This is a genomic window from Kitasatospora sp. NPDC034533 (genome assembly GCF_055575155.1).
In genome coordinates, this window is the sequence record NZ_JBVITE010000037.1 from 54,417 (window position 1) to 72,984 (window position 18,568).

The 18,568-nt window shown below is 73.0% G+C and carries 13 protein-coding genes; 8 read left to right on the plus strand and 5 right to left on the minus strand.

Features of this window, described 5'->3' with window-relative positions:
• Positions 1-53 precede the first annotated feature (53 nt).
• The 5 genes from frr (at position 54) to rlmN (ending at position 8,106) form a co-directional block, all read left to right on the plus strand.
• On the plus strand, positions 54-611 hold the full coding sequence (frr, locus tag ACZ55U_RS24015; protein ID WP_380728924.1) for a ribosome recycling factor: 558 nt from the start codon (positions 54-56) through the stop codon (positions 609-611).
• A 275-nt stretch (positions 612-886) separates the two neighbouring features.
• Entirely contained in the window at positions 887-2,110 is a 1,224-nt protein-coding gene (locus tag ACZ55U_RS24020; RefSeq protein WP_465528813.1) for a phosphatidate cytidylyltransferase, read from the plus strand.
• Between the two features lie 519 nt (positions 2,111-2,629).
• A complete protein-coding gene (locus tag ACZ55U_RS24025) occupies positions 2,630-4,642 on the plus strand; it encodes a stealth family protein (protein ID WP_465528773.1) in 2,013 nt (670 codons plus the stop codon).
• A 218-nt stretch (positions 4,643-4,860) separates the two neighbouring features.
• Positions 4,861-6,912, plus strand: a complete 2,052-nt coding sequence (locus tag ACZ55U_RS24030) for a DUF8189 domain-containing protein (protein WP_465528775.1) — start codon at positions 4,861-4,863, stop codon at positions 6,910-6,912.
• A 93-nt stretch (positions 6,913-7,005) separates the two neighbouring features.
• Positions 7,006-8,106 carry a dual-specificity RNA methyltransferase RlmN gene (rlmN, locus tag ACZ55U_RS24035; RefSeq protein WP_465528777.1) on the plus strand — a complete coding sequence of 367 codons (1,101 nt, stop codon included), beginning with the start codon at positions 7,006-7,008 and terminating at the stop codon, positions 8,104-8,106.
• Positions 8,107-8,127: 21 nt separating this feature from the next.
• Here the strand turns inward: rlmN and ACZ55U_RS24040 are convergent, their stop codons facing one another.
• The 4 genes from ACZ55U_RS24040 to ACZ55U_RS24055 form a co-directional block, all read right to left on the minus strand.
• On the minus strand, positions 8,128-9,279 hold the full coding sequence (locus ACZ55U_RS24040) for a hypothetical protein (RefSeq protein WP_465528779.1): 1,152 nt from the start codon (positions 9,277-9,279) through the stop codon (positions 8,128-8,130).
• A gap of 26 nt (positions 9,280-9,305) precedes the next feature.
• Positions 9,306-10,061: an ABC transporter ATP-binding protein gene (locus ACZ55U_RS24045; RefSeq protein ID WP_465528781.1), complete on the minus strand. Its 756-nt coding sequence runs from the start codon at positions 10,059-10,061 to the stop codon at positions 9,306-9,308.
• Between the two features lie 223 nt (positions 10,062-10,284).
• Positions 10,285-11,679, minus strand: a complete 1,395-nt coding sequence (locus tag ACZ55U_RS24050; protein ID WP_465528783.1) for an aspartate aminotransferase family protein — start codon at positions 11,677-11,679, stop codon at positions 10,285-10,287.
• Complete coding sequence (locus tag ACZ55U_RS24055; RefSeq protein WP_030243538.1) at positions 11,676-12,149, minus strand: Lrp/AsnC family transcriptional regulator; 474 nt, start codon at positions 12,147-12,149, stop codon at positions 11,676-11,678. The genes ACZ55U_RS24050 and ACZ55U_RS24055 overlap by 4 nt, the downstream gene beginning before the upstream one ends.
• 253 nt (positions 12,150-12,402) lie before the next feature.
• Here ACZ55U_RS24055 and ACZ55U_RS24060 point away from each other — a divergent pair, with 253 nt between their 5' ends.
• The 3 genes from ACZ55U_RS24060 (at position 12,403) to ACZ55U_RS24070 (ending at position 16,739) form a co-directional block, all read left to right on the plus strand.
• Positions 12,403-13,896 (plus strand): gamma-aminobutyraldehyde dehydrogenase, encoded by a 1,494-nt coding sequence (locus tag ACZ55U_RS24060; RefSeq protein WP_465528784.1) that lies wholly within the window; start codon positions 12,403-12,405, stop codon positions 13,894-13,896.
• 215 nt (positions 13,897-14,111) lie between these two features.
• Entirely contained in the window at positions 14,112-15,470 is a 1,359-nt protein-coding gene (locus ACZ55U_RS24065; RefSeq protein ID WP_465528786.1) for an aminotransferase class III-fold pyridoxal phosphate-dependent enzyme, read from the plus strand.
• 66 nt (positions 15,471-15,536) lie between these two features.
• Positions 15,537-16,739: a polyamine ABC transporter substrate-binding protein gene (locus ACZ55U_RS24070; RefSeq protein WP_465528788.1), complete on the plus strand. Its 1,203-nt coding sequence runs from the start codon at positions 15,537-15,539 to the stop codon at positions 16,737-16,739.
• Between the two features lie 12 nt (positions 16,740-16,751).
• On the opposite strand, the gene ACZ55U_RS24075 is transcribed toward ACZ55U_RS24070, so the two are convergent.
• Positions 16,752-18,404, minus strand: coding sequence for a PucR family transcriptional regulator (locus ACZ55U_RS24075; RefSeq protein ID WP_465528790.1), 1,653 nt, complete (start codon positions 18,402-18,404; stop codon positions 16,752-16,754).
• Between the last annotated feature and the right edge of the window lie 164 nt (positions 18,405-18,568).

The following is an 18,568-nucleotide window of genomic DNA, read 5'->3' on the forward strand; positions in this document are numbered from 1 at the left end:
CCGCGCCGGGACCGGTCGGAACAACAGCAGATGAACCGGACAGGGAGACCACAGTGATCGAAGAGACCCTCCTCGAGGCCGAGGAGAAGATGGAGAAGGCCGTCAGCGTCGCCAAGGACGACCTCGCGGCCATCCGCACCGGCCGTGCGCACCCGGCGATGTTCGCCAAGATCGTCGCGGAGTACTACGGCGCCGTCACGCCGATCAACCAGCTGGCCTCGTTCTCGGTGCCGGAGCCGCGGATGGCGGTCGTCTCGCCGTTCGACAAGACCGCGCTGAAGGCCATCGAGCAGGCGATCCGCGACTCCGACCTGGGCGTCAACCCGTCCAACGACGGCTCGATCATCCGCGTGGTGCTGCCCGAGCTGACCGAGGAGCGCCGCCGGGAGTTCATCAAGATCGCCCGCACCAAGGGCGAGGACGCCAAGGTGTCGATCCGTTCGGTGCGCCGCAAGGCCAAGGACGCCATCGACAAGCTGGTCAAGGACGGCGAGGTCGGCGAGGACGACGGCCGCCGCGGCGAGAAGGAGCTCGACGACACCACGGCCAAGTACGTGGCGCAGGTCGACGAGCTGCTGAAGCACAAGGAAGCCGAGCTGCTCGAGGTCTGATGAACGACGCCCCTGACGCCCCCGGCTACTGGGGCCCGTCCGACCAGCAGTTCCAGCCCTACCGTCCGGCGCCGCAGCCGCAGGCCGCCCGTACCCCGGTCCACCCGGTGCCGGGGTACGGCGAGCGGCCGGACCGGGGACACCCCGGCCACCCGGGCGGCCAGGCCGTGCCCCCGGGCACGCCGGGCGTCGCTCCGGGGGCGCCGGGCCTCCGTTCGGATCAGTCGCAGCAGCCTCCGGTGTACTGGGGCGGCGACGCGGAGGAGACTCGGGTCATGCCTCCCGTACCGGCCGACCCCGGCCCGCCGCCCGGCACGCCCGACTCCGGTCGGGCGGCCGCCCGGGGCCGGCGCGCGGCCCCCGGACGGCCTGCCACCGGCGGACCCTCCGACCCCGCCGAGGGGCAGGCCAGGGAGTCCGGCCGGCTGAGCGGCCCGCTGTTCCGGGACGAGCAGTCCCAACAGGCGCCGCCGGGCGTGACGGAGACCGTCGTGCTGCGCGCGATATCCGACGACGCCACCCCCGCCCCCGATCGCGGCGCCATGCCGCACCCGGGGGCACCGGTGCATCCCGCGCCGCCGGCGAACCACCCGGCGGCCGGGCAGCCCCACTTCGTGCCGTCGTCCCACCCAGGGCAGGAGACACCCGTGGCCGCCGAGCCCGCCCCGCAGCCGCAGCCGCGCAAGCAGCGCGGTGGCCGTAACCTCCAGGCCGCCATAGGCGTGGGCGTCGGCCTCGGCGCGGTGATCGTCGCCTCGCTGTTCGTGGTGAAGGCGCTGTTCCTGGTCGTCGTGATGGCCGCGGTCGCGGTCGGCGTCTGGGAGCTGACCAGTCGGCTCGCCGAGCGCAAGCAGATCAAGGCTCCGCTGGTCCCGCTGGTGGTGGGCGGCATCGCGATGGTGGCGACCGGTTACTGGGCCGGCATCCAGTGGGCCGCGGCCTCGCTGGCGCTGACCGGCCTGGCGGTGATGGTCTGGCGGATGGCCGAGCCGCCGGAGGACTACCTGCGGGACATAACGGCGGGCGTGTTCACCGCCTTCTACGTGCCGTTCCTGGCCACCTTCGTGGCGATGATGCTGGCGGCCGACGACGGCCCCCAGCGGATCGTGCTCTTCCTGATCGTGACGATCTGCAGCGACACCGGCGCCTACGCGGTGGGCTACAAGTTCGGGAAGACCAAGCTGGCCCCGATGATCAGCCCGGGCAAGACCCGGGAGGGCCTGGCCGGCGGCATCGCGCTGTCGATGCTGGCGGGCGCGCTGCTGATGGAGCTGATCATCGACGGCGGCAGCTGGTGGCAGGGCCTGATCCTGGGCGGTTGCGCGGCGGTCACCGCGACCCTGGGCGACCTGGGCGAGTCGATGATCAAGCGCGACCTCGGGATCAAGGACATGGGCACGCTGCTGCCCGGCCACGGCGGCATCATGGACCGGCTGGACTCGCTGCTGCCGACCGCCCCGGTGGTCTGGCTGCTGCTGGCGGCCTTCGTCGGCAGCTGACCCGCACGTACCAGACAGGGCCCCGGGCGCCAGGCGTCCGGGGCCCTGTTCCGTACCGTCCCGGATCCGGCGGCGATTCGCGGCAATTCACCGGTGAATAGGCCCCGGCCGGCCGCCTCGAAATCGAGCACTCGCTTCGAGTGGAAGAGCGATGGGATTCCGGAGCAAGTCCAAGGCCGGGAAGCGGCGGGTCATTGCCCGGTAAGGCTCTGGCATTGCGCCGGGTACTTACGGGAATCCCCGATCTGCCGGAAGGCCCTGCAACGGGGGCCGGGCGCAGGCCGCAGAGTGGCGGATACCCGCTGGTGCAAGGCATCGCGGCCCCAAAAGGACGCCTGATCGTTACTCGAACTCAACAAAAAATTCTCACGGTCGCATACGATCTCCCGCAGCACAACGGGTCTCGCGCCGTGGCGGTGCGGCTCCGCGGCGAGGGAAAGTCGGCGGAATCGGACTTTCGGACCCAACGCGCTTCCTTTCCCTCATTTCACGGTTTTCCCCCACCCACTTGGAGTTCCCGTGCCCGTCCGCCCGGCCCGTCTCGCCACCGCGATGCGCCCGCTCGCCGCACTGGCGCGCCGTCGCCGGCCCTTCGGGCGGAGCGGCCGGGGCAAGGGGGCCCCGGAAGTCGTGGAGGTGCCACCGACCCCGATCGAGCAGCTGACCCTGGCGCGCGCAGCCCGCGAGCAGGAGCTGTTCGAGGCCCTCACCGAGGTGACCCGCTGCGGTGACGTCCTGGCGGAGCCGCACCGGAAGCTCCTGCCCGGGCAGCGCCGGGACGGCAACCTGGCCGAGGTGGCCGAGGTGCTGGACGCGGCCGGCGTCGCGCACGGCATCGTGCCCGACCGGCACCCGCGCCACCGGCTCGCGATAGCCCCCGGCGACCGGGCGGCCGTGCTGGAGGCGCTGTCCACCACGTTCGCCGGACAGGCCGTCTACGCGGACCTGCTGGAGCACGGGCGCACGCTCGGCACCGTCCTGGCCGAGCAGCTGCCCACCGCGGTCGCCCTGATGGAGGCCCCTGAGAGCGCCCCGGACGACGAGTCGGCCGGCGAGGCGACCGACGAGGCGACCGAGCCGGGCGAGGACGCGGCACCGGAGCCGGGCGACGCGTCGGACGAGGACGGTTCCCCGGAGGAGGAGCCCTGGCCCGCGGACAGGGTCAAGGGCGTGCGGATCTACCGGCCCGCGGCGATCGGCACCCTGCTGTACGGTGCCGAGACCGGCTGCGACGTCGAGTTCTGGGACTCCGCCGCCCCGTCCCCGGGCGCGATCGCCTCGATCGACGAGACCCCGCTCGGCTGGTGGGTGCCCTCGCTGGAGGCCACCGCCACGAAGACCGTCGACGGGCGGGCCTACCCGCTGCTCGACGTCTTCGCCACCGACCTGCCGGACCAGGTCACCTTCCCCATCGACGCCGTGATCACCTGGGTCGACGACGCCGACCCGGCCTGGCAGGAGCGCCGGGCCGCCGCCCGGGCCCGGCTCGCCCACACCGCGGGCCCGATCGCCGCGGAGGACGGTGTCGCCGCCAGCGGCATCGCCGGCGACGCCGACCAGCGCTTCCGCAACCGCGACGAGCTCCGGTACTGCCTGCGCGCGCTCGCCGCCCACGCGCCCTGGATCCGCCACGTGCACCTGGTCACCGACGACCAGGTGCCGCACTGGCTGAACACCGAGGCGCCCGGCCTGACGGTCGTCCCGCACCGCGACCTGTTCGCCGGGGCCGGCGTCGGACCGGTGTTCAACTCCCACGCCATCGAGAGCCGGCTGCACCTGATCCCCGGGCTCGCCGAGCACTTCCTGTACCTGAACGACGACGTCTTCCTCGGCCGCACCCTGGTGCCGGAGGACTTCTTCCTCGGCAACGGCCTGCCCCGCTACTTCCCCGACGGCCGGGTCATACCGCCCGGCGCCGCCGAGGCCGACGACTCCGTCTACGTCGCCGCGCTGAAGAACACCCGCGACACCCTGGCCGCCGCCGTCGGCAAGACCTACCCCCGCACCCTCAAGCACACCCCGCACCCGCTGCGGCGCAGCGTGCTGGCCGAGAGCGCGGAGAAGTTCGCGGACGAGCTGAAGGACACGGTCGGTTCGGCCTTCCGGGCCGCCACCGACCTGGCGCCGGTCACCCTGGCCGTCCACTACGCCCACGCGACCGCCCGTTCCGTGGAGGGGCAGCTCTCCGACGGCTACTTCGTCACCGACAGCACCGAGGACCTGGCCCGGCTCGCGGAACTGGGGGAGGAACGCTGGGCGGACTGCTTCTGCCTCGCCGACGGCACCCAGGACGAGCTGTCCCCGCAGGAGCAGGAGGCGGCCGTCACCGCATTCCTGCGGGCCTACTTCCCCGTCCCGTCCCCCTTCGAGAGCGCCGAGGCCATCGCGGCCGCCGAGGCCGAGGCCGAAGCGGCGGCAGCCGCAGCCGCCGCTTCGGCCGCGGAGGTCGCGGAAGGCGTGGAAGGCGCGGAGACCGGGACGGCCGGCCCGGCCGCTCCGGAGGCCCACGGGCCCACCGCCGAAGGGGAGTGAACGGCCCGCCTCGCCCGCCGGACCGCCGTCCGGGCCCGCCCGCGTCCCGTCCACGACCGGCGCTGTCAACCCCGCGCTGACTAGGTGTGATAATCCTTCGAAACGCTCTCGGGGGACGGGCGCGGGCAGGTGGACGAAGGGGCGGGTGCGGGGTGGGGCGGGTGACGACCGCCGTGGCGGCGTTGGCCTTGACGCTGTCGCAGACGTGGGTGGGTCCCGTGGCGCTGGCGACGGGGGTGAACCCGCTGTCGGCACTGAGAGCCGGGCCCAAGGCCCCGCCGCCGGCCGCGCGGGCGCTCGCCCGGCCCGCGACGGTCGTCCAGATCGTCGCCCACCAGGACGACGACCTGCTGTTCATGAACCCGGACCTGTCCAACAGCATCCGGGCGGGCCTGACGGTGACCACCGTCTACGTGACCGGCGGCGCCGCCGGCACCGGAGCGGCCTACTCCGCCCACCGCCAGGACGGCGCCCGGCTCGCCTACGCCCGGATGGCCGGCCAGGCGGCCGGCACCGGGGCCGGCGAGTGCGCCGACGATCCGGGCCCGGCCTGCTGGGACCGGGAGAACTACCGCCCCGCCCCGGACGGCCCGGTCGCCGAGCGGTTCACCCTCAAGACGAACCGCTCGATCCGGCTGGTCTTCCTCGACCTCCCCGAATTCGCCGACTCCGCCTACCTCGGCGGCAACGCCCTGCGCCGGCTCTGGGAGACCCGGAACGCCGCCGCGCCCGCCCGGACCACGACGCTGGACATGGACGGCCCCGGCACCGTCTGGCCGCAGGCCTACGACGGCAGGCAGCTCGTCGGCATGCTGCGCGCCGTGCTCGCGGACCAGGGCCCCACCCTGATCAGGTTGCAGGACCCGGCACCGGACCCGATGCTCTGGTCCTCCCACGCGGAGCACGACCACCCGGACCACATCTCCACCGCGTGGTTCGCGGACGCGGCCGTCGACGCCTACACGTCGACCGGCCGCCGGGCGCTGGTCGAGCACTACCGCGACTACAACACCTGGTCCTCGCCGGCCGCCCTCTCCAGCGCGGAGACCGCCGACAAGCAGGCCACCTTCGTGCGGTACGCCGGGCGGGACGTCAGGCTGCCCACCGGAGCCGCCTTCGCCGAGAGCGCGTACTCGTCCTGGCTGTCCCGGCAGTACCTGCGCCACCCCCGGTCCAGCCAGGTGGTGGCCGCCGACCGGGCCGGTCTGCTGCACGCCTTCGCGGTGGAGAGCGGGTCGCTGCTCGAATGGGCCGAGGACCAGGACAAGGTGTGGCACGGCCCGCTCCCGCACGGCGGCCCGGGGGGACCGCTGGCGGACGGCGTGACGGTGACCCGCCGCCGGGACGGAGGGATCGTGGTCCTCGGGCAGCGCGCCGACACCGGCGAAACCGTCTCCCGCGCCCAGGACCCGGCCGGCGGCTGGAGCTGGTCCGGACTGGGCAGCCCCGAACCCGTCGCCCCGGCGGAGGCCTCCAAGCTCGACAACCCCGCGCTCCAGGTGAGCCTGCCCGCCGTCGCCGCCGACGGCGAGGGCCGGCTGCACCTGTTCGTCCGCAACCGCCGCGGCGGCATCAGCGGCAAGGCGCAGACCGGGCCCGACGGGCCGTGGGGCGAATGGACCGACCTCGGCGGCACGGGTGTCCAGGACGCGCCCTCGGCCGCCACCGGCCCGGACGGCCGGATCGAGCTGTTCGCCGTCGCCGCGTCGGCGAACACCCGCCCGACCGTCCTGCACTGGTCCCAGCCCGCGCCCGACGCGGCCCTCGCGCCGGACCCCGGCTTCCCGGCCGTCGCCCCGGTCGGCGACGTCGGCGTGGGCAGCGACCCCGACGGCCGCCTGGTGCTGTTCTACCGGCAGCTCTCGGGCGATCCGGCGCCCGGCGCGGCCACCAGCTCGTACACCATGCGCCTCGTCCAGAGCGAGCCCGGCGGCCCGTGGTCACCGGAGGCCGCCCCGGTGGGCGGCGGCCCGGACCACGGCGGCAGCGGCGAGCCGGCCGTGGCGTCGGGCGGCGGCCCGTCCCCGCACCGGATGGTGGTGGCCGTACGCAACCGGGACGGCGGCGTCAGCGTCAACCGCCAGGGCGCCGACGGGCGGTTCGGCGGCTGGAGCGACCTGGACGGCTTCGTCGTCGGGGCGCCCGCCGCCGGTGTCGATCGTGACGGCCTGACGGCCCTGGTGGCGCTCGGCCCGGACGGCCGGCTGCGCCAGAGCCGGCAGCGGCCGGACGGCTCGTTCGGCGGCTGGAGCGCCGTCGCGAGGCCCTGACCTCGGACTCCCCGCAGGTGCCCGGCCCGCGCCCGCCCGCGCCCGCCCACGCGGGCCGGGCGGACTTCCGGCGTCTGCGACACTTGAACCACCATGCCTAAGCCCGGAGAACTCACGTTTGTCGCGCCGCGCGGCGCCAAGCCCCCGCGACACCTCGCCGACCTGAGCCCCGCCGAGCGCAAGGAGGCCGTCGCCGAGCTGGGCGAGCAGCCGTTCCGCGCCAAGCAGCTCTCCAACCACTACTTCGGCCGGATGTCGAACGACCCGGCGAGCTGGACGGACATCCCCGCCGCCAGCCGGGAGAAGCTCACCGGGAGCCTGCTGCCCGAGCTGATGTCGGTGGTCCGGCACGTCTCCTGCGACGACGACGCCACCCGCAAGACGCTCTGGAAGCTCTTCGACGGCACGCTCGTGGAGTCCGTGCTGATGCGCTACCCGGACCGGGTCACCATGTGCATCAGCTCGCAGGCCGGCTGCGGCATGAACTGCCCGTTCTGCGCCACCGGCCAGGCCGGGCTGACCCGCAACCTCTCCACCGCCGAGATCGTCGAGCAGATCGCCGCGGGGATGCGCGCGCTCAAGACCGGTGAGGTCCCCGGCGGCGAGGCGCGGCTGTCCAATGTGGTCTTCATGGGCATGGGCGAGCCGCTGGCCAACTACAACCGGGTGCTGGCCGCCATCCGCCGGCTGACCGACCCGGCACCGGACGGCTTCGGACTGTCGCAGCGCGGCATCACGGTGTCCACCGTCGGCCTCGTCCCGGCGATGCACCGGTTCGCCGACGAGGGCCTCAGCTGCCGCCTGGCGCTGTCGCTGCACGCCCCGGACGACGAGCTGCGCGACGAGCTGGTTCCGGTGAACACCCGCTGGAAGGTCGCCGAGGTGCTGGACGCGGCCTGGAACTATGCGGAGAAGTCCGGCCGCCGGGTCTCCATCGAGTACGCGCTGATCAAGGACATCAACGACCAGGCGTGGCGGGCCGACCTGCTCGGCCGGCTGATCAAGAACCGCCGGGTGCACGTCAACCTGATCCCGCTGAACCCGACGCCGGGTTCCAAGTGGACGGCCTCCCGGCCGGAGGACGAGCGCGAGTTCGTCCGCCGGCTCCAGTCGCACGGCGTCCCGACGACCGTCCGCGACACCCGCGGCCAGGAGATCGACGGCGCCTGCGGCCAGCTCGCCGCGGCGGGCTGAGCCCTCCCGTACGAGCCGCCGCTACCGGAGGCCGGCCGCCGCCAGCGCGGCGGTCGCCCCACCGGTCAGCAGTAGGGTGCTGCCCACCGCCAGGGTGCGCAGCGCCACCGCGCCGAACAGCAGCCGGGGCGAGGTGCCCAAGCGCAGCAGCGCTTCGGTGACCTCCCGGCGGTCGGTGCGGACCTCGGCGAGCCGGGCGAGCACCGCCGCGACGGCGCAGCCGAGCACCAGGCAGGCCTCGACCGCGGGCAGCGCGTCGGCGCTGTCGGGCGTGCCGATCCAGTAGCGGACGGTGGTGAGCACCAGGGCGACGGCGAGGGTGAGCACGGCCAGCGGCGCGCCGAGCCGGCGGGCCTGGGCGGTGAGCCCGCGCCCGGCCAGCAGCCGCAGCGGGGTGGGCCGGCCCGCGGCGAGCAGCCGTCCGGCCCAGGCCAGCAGCGGTCCGGTGAGCAGCGCGAGGCCGAGCGCACTGGCGGCCCAGCCGCCGAGGGCGGCGGTGCTGGTGGTGCCGAGGCCGGCGGGCAGGTGGACGGGGCGGCCGTCGGCCTCGGCGCCGGGCCGCAGCGCGATGAGTTCGAGGGCGGCGCCGATCACGCCCAGCCCGGTGGCCAGGGCGATCCGCCAGACGCCGAAGCCGGTCGGGGCCTGGACCCGGCCGCCGGGCAGGGTGTCGTGGACGGGCATCGCGCAGGCGGCGGCGGTGCCGGCGGTGAGCGGCACCAGGGCGAGCAGGGCGATCGGCGCGGCGGGCGGCAGCGGTACGCCCATGCCGAGGTCGGCGGCGAGCGCGGGCCCGGCGACGTCGTTGCGCAGCACCAGGAAGAGCAGCAGGGTGAGCACGCTGCCGAGGGTGCAGGCGAGCGCGACCTCCCCGGCGACGAGGGCCCGGACGCGGAGCGGGCCGGCGCCGGCGGCGGCGAGGCCGGCGATCCGCTCCGGTCGCCGGGCGGGCACCGCGCGGGCGGCGACGGCCGCGAACCAGGCGACGGCGGCGAGCGGGGGCAGGCACCAGAGCAGCCGGACCAGCGGGTCGCCGCCGCCGGTCGGGTCGCTCATCGCCCGGCCGAGGGAGCGCAGCAGGAAGGCGGCGACCACGGCGGCGGCCAGCGCGGTGAGCAGCCAGCGGCCGAGGTCGGACACCCGGTAGCCCCGGGCCAGACGGAGATAGAACACGTCGACTCTTTCAGCGCTCGGCGTCGTCAGCGGTGGGTGGCCGTGACGGCCGGCGCTCCGGCGGCCCCGGGGGCGACGCTGCCGCGCGGGACGGGAGCGGCGGGGGCGGTGAGCCGCCCGTCGACGAGGGCGACGGCGCGGTCCGCGAACCGGACGAGCTCGGGGTCGTGGGTGGCCAGGACGAGGGTGAGCTGGTGCGATCGGGCCGCGCTGGTCAGTATCCGCATGACCTGGTCGGCGGCCTCGCGGTGCAGCGGGGCGGTGGGGTCGTCGGCGAAGACCACGGGCGGCAGCGGGGCCAGGGCCCGGGCGACGGCGACCCGTTGGCGCCTGCTCTGGATCAGCCGCTCGGGGCGCAGTCGGGCGCAGTCGCCGACGTCGAGGCGTTCCAGCCACTCGTCGGCGGCGGTGTAGGCGGCCTTGTTGCCGGCTCCGGCGAGCAGCAGCGGCAGGGCGACGTTCTCCCGGGCGGTCAGTTCGGGCACCAGGTGCGGCTTGGATCCGACGAAGCCGAAGCGGTCGCGGCGCAGCCGTTCGCGCCCGGCTCGGGTGAGGGTGTGCACGGGGGCGCTGTTGAACCAGACCTCGCCCTCGTCGACCGGGAGTTGCGCGGAGAGGCAGCCGAGCAGGGTGCTCTTGCCGGAGCCGCGCGGGCCGGTGACGGCGAGCACCTCGCCGTCGCGGACGCCGATCGAGATGCCGCGCAGGGCGGGGGCGCCGTCATGGGACTTGACGATCCCTCGGGCCCACAGCACGTCGTTGTCAGGCGGTGCCGCTGACATGAGGATCCATCCTGGGGGCCGCAGGGATATGACAGTCGTCAGATTAGAACGACCGGGGCTGGTCGCGGTTGCGGCGCACTGGTCCATCACGGGCAAATCACCCGCATTCAGGCATGTTTGGTCGTACGACTGTGATGTTGAGCGGACCGGGAGACGCCGAAGGGCGGCCCCGCGGGGAGCGGGGCCGCCCTTCGGCGGAGGGTGGGGAAGAAGGCTCAGGTGATCAGATCTTCGCCCACGCGTCGGTCAGGCTGGTCCGCAGGATCTGCTCGATCTCGTCGAAGGTCGACTGGTCGGAGATCAGCGGCGGGGCCAGCTGGATGACCGGGTCGCCACGGTCGTCGGCGCGGCAGTACAGGCCGTTGTCGAAGAGGGCCTTCGACAGGAAGCCGTAGAGGACGCGCTCGACCTCTTCGTCGTTGAACGACTCCTTGGTGACCTTGTCCTTCACGAGCTCGATGCCGTAGAAGTACCCGTTGCCGCGGACGTCGCCGACGATCGGCAGGTCGCGCAGCTTGTTCAGGGTGCCCAGGAACGCCGACTCGTTGTCGAGCACGTGCTGGTTGAGGCCCTCGCGCTCGAAGATGTCGAGGTTGGCCAGCGCCACCGCGGAGGAGACCGGGTGGCCACCGAAGGTGTAGCCGTGCAGGAAGGTGTTGTCACCCTTGTAGAACGGCTCGGCCAGGCGGTCCGAGACGATCGTGGCGCCGATCGGGGAGTAGCCCGAGGTCATGCCCTTGGCGCAGGTGATCATGTCGGGCTGGTAGCCGAACTTGTCGGCGCCGAACATGGTGCCCAGGCGGCCGAAGGCGCAGATGACCTCGTCCGAGACCAGCAGCACGTCGTGGCGGTCGCAGATCTCGCGCAGGCGCTGGAAGTACCCGGGCGGCGGCGGGAAGCAGCCACCGGCGTTCTGCACCGGCTCGACGAAGACGGCGGCGACGGTCTCGGCGCCCTCGTTGAGGATGGCCACCTCGATCTCGTCGGCGCACCAGCGGCCGTAGGCCTCGGGGTCGACCGTGCCGTCGGGGCCCTCCAGGAAGGCCGGGGCGCGGTAGATGTTGGTGTTCGGCGCCTTGTGGGTGCCCGGGACCAGCGGCTCGAACGGGGCCTTCAGGCCCGGCAGGCCGGTGATCGACAGGGCGCCCTGGGGGGTGCCGTGGTAGGCGACGGCGCGCGAGATGACCTTGTACTTGGTCGGCTTGCCGGTCAGCTTGAAGTACTGCTTGGCGAGCTTCCAGGCGGTCTCGACGGCCTCGCCGCCACCGGTGGAGAAGAAGACCTTGTTCAGGTCGCCCGGGGCGTAGTTGGCCAGGCGCTCGGCCAGCTCGACGGCCTTCGGGTGGGCGTAGCTCCACACCGGGAAGAAGGCGAGCTCCTTGGCCTGCTTGGCGGCGGCCTCGGCGAGCTCCTCGCGGCCGTGGCCGGCCTGGACGACGAACAGGCCGGCGAGGCCGTCGAGGTACTTGCGCCCCTTGTCGTCCCAGACGTAGGTGCCCTCGCCCTTGACGATCGTCGGCACGGGGGAGTTCTCGTACGACGACATGCGGGTGAAGTGCATCCACAGGTGGTCGTAGGCGGTCTTGGAAAGGTCCTTCTGCGCCGGGTCGGCTGTCATCGGGTGCCCCAGGTGTAGGTCTGTTTCCGGAGCTTCAGGTAAACGAAGCTCTCGGTGCTCCGCACGCCGGGAAGGGCGCGGATGCGCTTGTTGATCAGTTCGAGCAGGTGCTCGTCGTCCTCGCAGACGAGTTCGGCCAGGAGGTCGAACGAGCCTGCTGTGCAGACGACGTAGTCGACCTCGTCGAGGGCGGCCAACGCATCGGCGACGGGCTCGATGTCGCCCTCGACCCGGATTCCGACCATCGCCTGGCGGGTGAAGCCGACGGTGAGCGGGTCCGTGACGGCGACGATCTGCATCACGCCCTGGTCGAGCAGCTTCTGGACGCGCTGTCGCACGGCCGCCTCGGACAGGCCGACGGCCTTGCCGATGGCGGCGTACGGGCGGCGCCCGTCCTCCTGGAGCTGCTCGATGATCGCCTTGGAGGCGGCGTCGAGGGGAACGCTGGCGTTCCGGTCGCGGTTGGCCACGCGGCCACTGTGCCTGATCGCTTCCGTGTTCGCAAGCGTGGAAACTGCTGATTTCGTCGTGATCTTGGAAATCGCATGCGGATTTCATCGCGCGAGCGCGCTCGGTCTGTCGATACCGGCAGTGATGCGGTTACCCTGGCACGGTACGCGCGCGGACCCCGAGGGGCGGCGCGCGGACCCCGCCACCAGTGGACCGCGCCGTCCCGGGCCCGGCCACTCGGGACCCTTCGTACGCCGGTCCGTCCGACGTACCATGGCGCCGGAATCTGCAACGCCGCAGGCCCAGACCGAGGAGAGACCCGTGAGCGACCTTCGCACGCTGCGCAACTACATCAACGGTGAGTTCGTCGACGCGGCTGACGGCCGCACGCTCGACATCGTCGACCCGACCACCGGCGAGGTGTACGCGACGTCGCCGCTGTCCGGTGCCGCTGACGTGGACGCCGCGATGACCTCCGCCGCCGCCGCGTTCCCGATCTGGCGCGACGCCACCCCGAGCACCCGGCAGAAGCTGCTGCTCAAGATCGCCGACGCGGTCGAGGCCCGGGCCGACGAGATCGTCGACGCCGAGGTCCGCAACACCGGCAAGCCCCGCGCGCTGACCCTCTCCGAGGAGATCGGCCCGATGGTGGACCAGATCCGGTTCTTCGCCGGTGCCGCCCGCCTGCTGGAGGGCAAGGCCGCCGGTGAGTACCTGGACGGCATGACCTCGATCATCCGCCGCGAGCCGGTCGGCGTCTGCGCCCAGGTCGCGCCGTGGAACTACCCGATGATGATGGCCGTCTGGAAGTTCGCCCCGGCCATCGCCGCGGGCAACACCGTCGTGCTGAAGCCCTCCGACACCACCCCGGCCTCCACCGTGCTGCTGGCCGAGATCATCGGCGGCATCCTCAAGGACATGGAGCTGCCGGCCGGCGTCTTCAACGTCATCTGCGGTGACCGCGAGACCGGCAAGCTGATGGTCGAGCACAGGATCCCGGCGATGGCCTCCATCACCGGTTCGGTGCGCGCCGGCATCTCGGTCGCCGAGTCGGCCTCCAAGGACGTCAAGCGCGTCCACCTGGAGCTGGGCGGCAAGGCCCCGGTCGTGGTCTTCGAGGACGCCGACATCGCCGAGGCCGTCGAGGGCATCTCGATGGCGGGCTACTTCAACGCGGGCCAGGACTGTACGGCCGCCACCCGCGTGCTGGTCCACGAGTCGATCCACGACGCGTTCGTCGAGGCGCTGGCCAAGGCCGCGGCCGAGACCAAGACCGGCGGCGTGGACGACGAGGACGTGCTCTACGGCCCGCTCAACAACGCCAACCAGCTGAAGCAGGTCTCCGGCTTCATCGAGCGGCTGCCCGCCCACGCCAAGGTCGAGGCCGGTGGCCACCGGGTCGGCGACCAGGGCTACTTCTACGCCCCGACCGTCGTCTCCGGCCTGAACCAGGACGACGAGATCATCCAGAACGAGGTCTTCGGCCCGGTCATCACCGTGCAGAAGTTCTCCGACGAGGAGCAGGCCGTCGAGTACGCCAACGGCGTCGAGTACGCGCTGGCCTCCTCGGTGTGGACCAAGGACCACGCCCGCGCCATGCGGATGTCGCGCCGCCTGGACTTCGGCTGCGTCTGGATCAACACCCACATCCCGCTGGTCGCCGAGATGCCGCACGGTGGCTTCAAGAAGTCCGGCTACGGCAAGGACCTGTCGTCGTACGGCTTCGAGGACTACACCCGCGTGAAGCACGTCATGACCGCGATCTGAGCGGGTCGTGACCGTCCGGCGCAGGATGACCGCGATCTGAGCGGGTCGTGACCGTCCAGCACAGGATGACCGCGATCTGATGATCGACTGAAACGACGAGCGGGCCCGGGTCCTGGTGACCCGGGCCCGCGTCTTTGCATCCTGTCGACGGTTGGCGCGACCGGCTGACACGATGGAACTGCCCATCGGGGACGGGCCGCCCTAGCCTTACCGGCATGAGCATCCCCACCGCTGACTCAGCCGCCGGCCAGGCCGTCAAGGCCGCCGACCGCGCGCACGTCTTCCACTCGTGGTCCGCCCAGGCGCTGATCGACCCCCTCGCGGTGGCCGGCGCCGAGGGCTCGTACTTCTGGGACTACGACGGCAACCGCTACCTCGACTTCTCGTCGCAGCTGGTCAACACCAACATCGGGCACCAGCACCCGAAGGTGGTCGCCGCGATCCAGGAGCAGGCGGCGAAGCTCTGCACCATCGCCCCCGGCTTCGCGGTCGAGCCGCGCAGCGAGGCCGCCCGGCTGATCGCCGAGCGCACCCCCGGCGACCTGGACAAGATCTTCTTCACCAACGGCGGCGCCGAGGCCAACGAGAACGCCATCCGGCTGGCCCGGCTGCACACCGGCCGCCAGAAGGTGCTGTCCACCTACCGCTCGTACCACGGCGCCACCGCCAACGCGATCGCCCTCACCGGCGACCCGCGGCGCTGGGCCAACGAGACCGGCGTCTCCGGCGTGGTGCACTTCTGGGGGCCGTACCCCTACCGCACCAACTTCCACGCCGAGAACGAGGCGCAGGAGTGCGAGCGCGCGCTGGAGCACCTGGAGCAGGTGATCGCGTTCGAGGGGCCCGGCACCGTCGCGGCGGTCATCCTGGAGACGGTGGTCGGCACCGCGGGCATCCTGGTCCCGCCGCCGGGCTACCTGGCCGGGGTGCGGGAGATCTGCGACCGCTACGGGATCGTGTTCATCCTGGACGAGGTGATGGCCGGCTTCGGCCGCACCGGCGAGTGGTTCGCCGCCGACCACTGGGGCGTCACCCCGGACCTGCTCACCTTCGCCAAGGGCGTCAACTCGGGCTACGTGCCGCTGGGCGGCGTGGCGATCAGCGCCGAGATCGCGGCCACCTTCGCCGAGCGGGCCTTCCCCGGCGGGCTCACCTACTCCGGCCACCCGCTGGCCTGCGCCTCCGCGGTGGCGACCATCAACACCATGGCGGAGGAGGGCATCGTCGAGAACGCCAGGCACATCGGCGAGACCGTCCTCGGCCCCGGCCTGCGCGAGCTGGCCGAGCGGCACCCGTCGATCGGCGAGGTCCGCGGCCTCGGCGTGTTCTGGGCGCTCGACCTGGTGAAGGACCGCGAGACCCGCGAGCCGCTGGTGCCGTACAACGCGGCCGGCGCCGACAACGCGCCGATGGCCGAGCTGGCCGCCGCCTGCAAGCAGCGGGGGCTCTGGCCGTTCGTCAACATGAACCGCTTCCACGTCGTCCCGCCGTGCACCGTCACCGAGGAGGAGGCCAAGACCGGCCTCGCGGTGCTGGACGAGGTGCTGTCGCTCACCGACGCGCACACTGTCTGACGTACCTACCGGACGGCCCCGTGCACTCGTGTGCCCGGGGCCGTCCCACGCTCCGGAAGGCCGCTCATGCCCAGCAGCTCCACCCTGATCCGCCGCCCCGTCAACTCCCCGTCCTTCCGCCGCCGTTCCGTGCTCGGAGGGGTCGCGCTGCTCGGCGCCGGCACGCTGACCGGCTGCGGCATCCCGTCCGCGTACGTGGCCGAGGACCGCCGCTCGGCGCCGGACCGCTCGGAGAGCGACAAGCGGCTCGCCTTCTCCAACTGGACGCAGTACATCGACACCGACGACGCCGGCGGGCGGCCGACCCTGGACGCGTTCGGCGCGGAGACCGGCATCGCGGTCACCTACACCGAGGACATCAACGACAACGACGAGTTCTTCGGCAAGATCAGCCCGGTGCTCACCCAGGGCGCCGCCCCCGGCCGGGACCTGATGGTGATCAGCGACTGGATGGCCGGCCGGTACGTCTCGCTGGGCTGGGTGCAGGCCATGGACCGGGCCAACCTCCCCAACGTCACCGCCAACCTGGACCCGCAGCTCGCCGACCCGGCCTTCGACCCCGGGCGCAGGCGCAGCGTGCCGTGGCAGTCCGGGATCACCGGCATCGCCTACAACCGCAAGGCGCTCGGCCGGGAGATCAAGTCCACCGCCGACCTGTGGGCGCCCGACCTCAAGGGCCGGGTCACGCTGTTCGCCGGGCTGGACGAGGCGCTCGGGCTGCTGATGCTCTCCCAGGGCGCGGACATCGCGAACTTCAGCGACGACGACGCGCGCAAGGCGATGGACCTGGTGCAGAAGTCGGTGGACAGCGGCCACGTCCGGCGTTTCACCGGCAACGACTACACCAGCGACCTCGCCTCCGGCGCGGCGCTCGCCTGCCAGGCCTACTCCGGCGACGCCGTCCAACTCACCGCCGAGAACCCGGACATCGAGTTCGTGGTGCCCGAGGAGGGCGGCGAGCTGTGGGCGGAGAGCCTGATGATCCCCAACCGGGCCGCCCACAAGCGCAACGCCGAGCTGCTGATCGACTACTACTACCGGCCCGAGGTGGCCGCCGAACTCGCCGCGTTCGTCCAGTACATCTGCCCGGTGCCGGCCGCCCGCGAGGTGCTGGCGGCCAGCGGGGACAAGGACAAGGCCGAACTCGCCGAGAACCCGCTGGTGTTCCCGACCGACGAGATGCGCGAGCGGCTGCACACCATGCGCGACGTCACCTCGGCCGAGCGGCCCGAGCTGCACAAGGTCTGGGGCCGCATCACCGGGGTGTGAGGCCGCGCGGGCTCAGCGCCGCACCGCGTCCAGGGCGAGCAGCGCCACGTGCAGGGAGAGGCAGGACTCCACCTGGTCGAGGTCGACGCCGAGGATGCGCTCGACCTTGTGCAGCCGGTCGTAGAAGGAGGGCCGGGACAGGTGCGCGGCGTCCGCCGCGGCCGACTTGTTGCGGCCCTGCTCCAGGTAGATCCGCAGCATCTGCACCAACTGGCCGTTGTGCTCGGCGTCGTGGGCCAGCAGCGGGCCCAACTCCCGTTCCACGTACGTCTGGAGCCGGGCGTCGTCACGCAGCAGGTGGAGCAGGCCGCGCAGCCGGACGTCCGGCAGGCGGTAGTAGGAGGAGCTGCGGCCGCCGGGCGCGTCGTGGAGGGCGGCGTCGGCGACCTGGGTGGCCTCCAGCAGGGTGCGCCGGGCGTCGCGCACCGAGCCGACCGAGGAGCCGACCGCGACCACCGGGCCCGCCGGGTCGGCGCCCTCCCGGCCGGACTCGGCCGACATCCGGCGCAGCGCGGCCGAGAGGGCGTCCAGCGAGGCGTGCTCGTCCTGCTGGGTGCCGAGCGCGATCAGCAGGCCGACGGCCTCGTCGTCCAGCGCGCCGACCAGGGCGGTCAGCCGGCAGGCCCGGACGGCGCCGGCCGCCAGCTCGGTGAAGTCGCGCAGCCGGGCCTGTGCCTCCAGCGCGGCCGGGATCGGCCCGCGCCGCTGGCGCAGCACCACGCCGACCAGCCGGCGGCCCTCCAGCGGGACGCCGAGCGCCTGGGCGCGCAGCGCCGCCTCGGAGACGGTCAGCGCGTGGGTGAGGATGCCGGAGAGCAGGGTGCGGTGGGTCTGCCGCTCCAGGCTCTCCCGGTCGCGCACCACCAGCCGGTTGAGCGCCAGCGCGGAGGCGCCGCGCTCCAGCAGCATGGTGTGCGGGTGGGCCTCGCCCTCGGGCAGCGGGCCGGGCTCCTGCACCAGCACCAGCCGGCCCCAGTCCTGGCCGCGGGCGCCCACGGTGGTGACCAGCCAGCCGCTGCGCGGGTCGTGGCCGGTGCGCCCGGCCGGACGGACCCCGCGCGAGCGGCGCTCCCAGTCCTCCAGGACCTCGGCCTCCGGGCGCCCGGCGGTGTCGTGGGCCAGCACCTGGTGGGCCAGGTTCTCCAGGACGACCGGCGAGCCCGCCATCCGGGCCACCTGGCGGATCACCTCGGATGCCTCGGCGCCCTCCACCACCAGCTCGTTGAAGACCTGGTGGACGGACTCGGAGGCGCGCAGCTGCTCCAGCTGGGCGTTGACCACCAGGGCGTGCACCGCCTCGGTGACGGCGACGAAGCGCAGCTCGCGGCGGAGGGTGATCAGCGGCAGTCCGCGCTGCTCGGCGGCGTGGACCAGGGCGCGGGGGAGCGAGTCGAAGTAGCGCCGACCGAACTCGACGACCAGACCGGCCACCCCGACCTCGTCCAGCTCGCGGACGTAGCGGGCCAGGCCCTCGCGGTCCTCGGGCAGCGCGATGCCGGTGGTCAGCACCAGCTCGCCGCCGCGGAGCATCCCGGCGACGTCGGGCAGCTCGCTGACGTGCACCCAGCGGACCGGCCGCTCCAGGTGGTCGGCGCCGGCCACCACCTGGGGCAGGCCGCGCCGCATCACGTCCAGGTCGAGGATTCGGGCGACGGTGGGGAGCATCGCGAGGGCCTCCGGGTGATCGGGGAGATCAGGGTGTCAGGTAAATCATCCAACCTGGCGACGACCTGTTGCCCTGCCCGCACCCTTGCACCCTGTAAGGCCCTTCGTGCCGAGACTGTCGGAGTGACCCTTGTCACCCCAACCCCGCACCGGGCAAGGTCAGC

Excerpts from the sequence above, each read along its gene's own strand:
- ACZ55U_RS24020 (WP_465528813.1), top strand. The coding sequence starts at position 887 with ATGCCTCCCGTACCGGCCGACCCCGGCCCGCCGCCCGGCACGCCCGAC.
- rlmN (WP_465528777.1), top strand. The coding sequence starts at position 7,006 with ATGCCTAAGCCCGGAGAACTCACGTTTGTCGCGCCGCGCGGCGCCAAG.
- ACZ55U_RS24045 (WP_465528781.1), bottom strand. The coding sequence starts at position 10,061 with ATGTCAGCGGCACCGCCTGACAACGACGTGCTGTGGGCCCGAGGGATC.
- ACZ55U_RS24050 (WP_465528783.1), bottom strand. The coding sequence starts at position 11,679 with ATGACAGCCGACCCGGCGCAGAAGGACCTTTCCAAGACCGCCTACGAC.
- ACZ55U_RS24060 (WP_465528784.1), top strand. The coding sequence starts at position 12,403 with ATGGCGCCGGAATCTGCAACGCCGCAGGCCCAGACCGAGGAGAGACCC.
- ACZ55U_RS24065 (WP_465528786.1), top strand. The coding sequence starts at position 14,112 with ATGAGCATCCCCACCGCTGACTCAGCCGCCGGCCAGGCCGTCAAGGCC.
- ACZ55U_RS24070 (WP_465528788.1), top strand. The coding sequence starts at position 15,537 with ATGCCCAGCAGCTCCACCCTGATCCGCCGCCCCGTCAACTCCCCGTCC.
- ACZ55U_RS24075 (WP_465528790.1), bottom strand. The coding sequence starts at position 18,404 with ATGCTCCCCACCGTCGCCCGAATCCTCGACCTGGACGTGATGCGGCGC.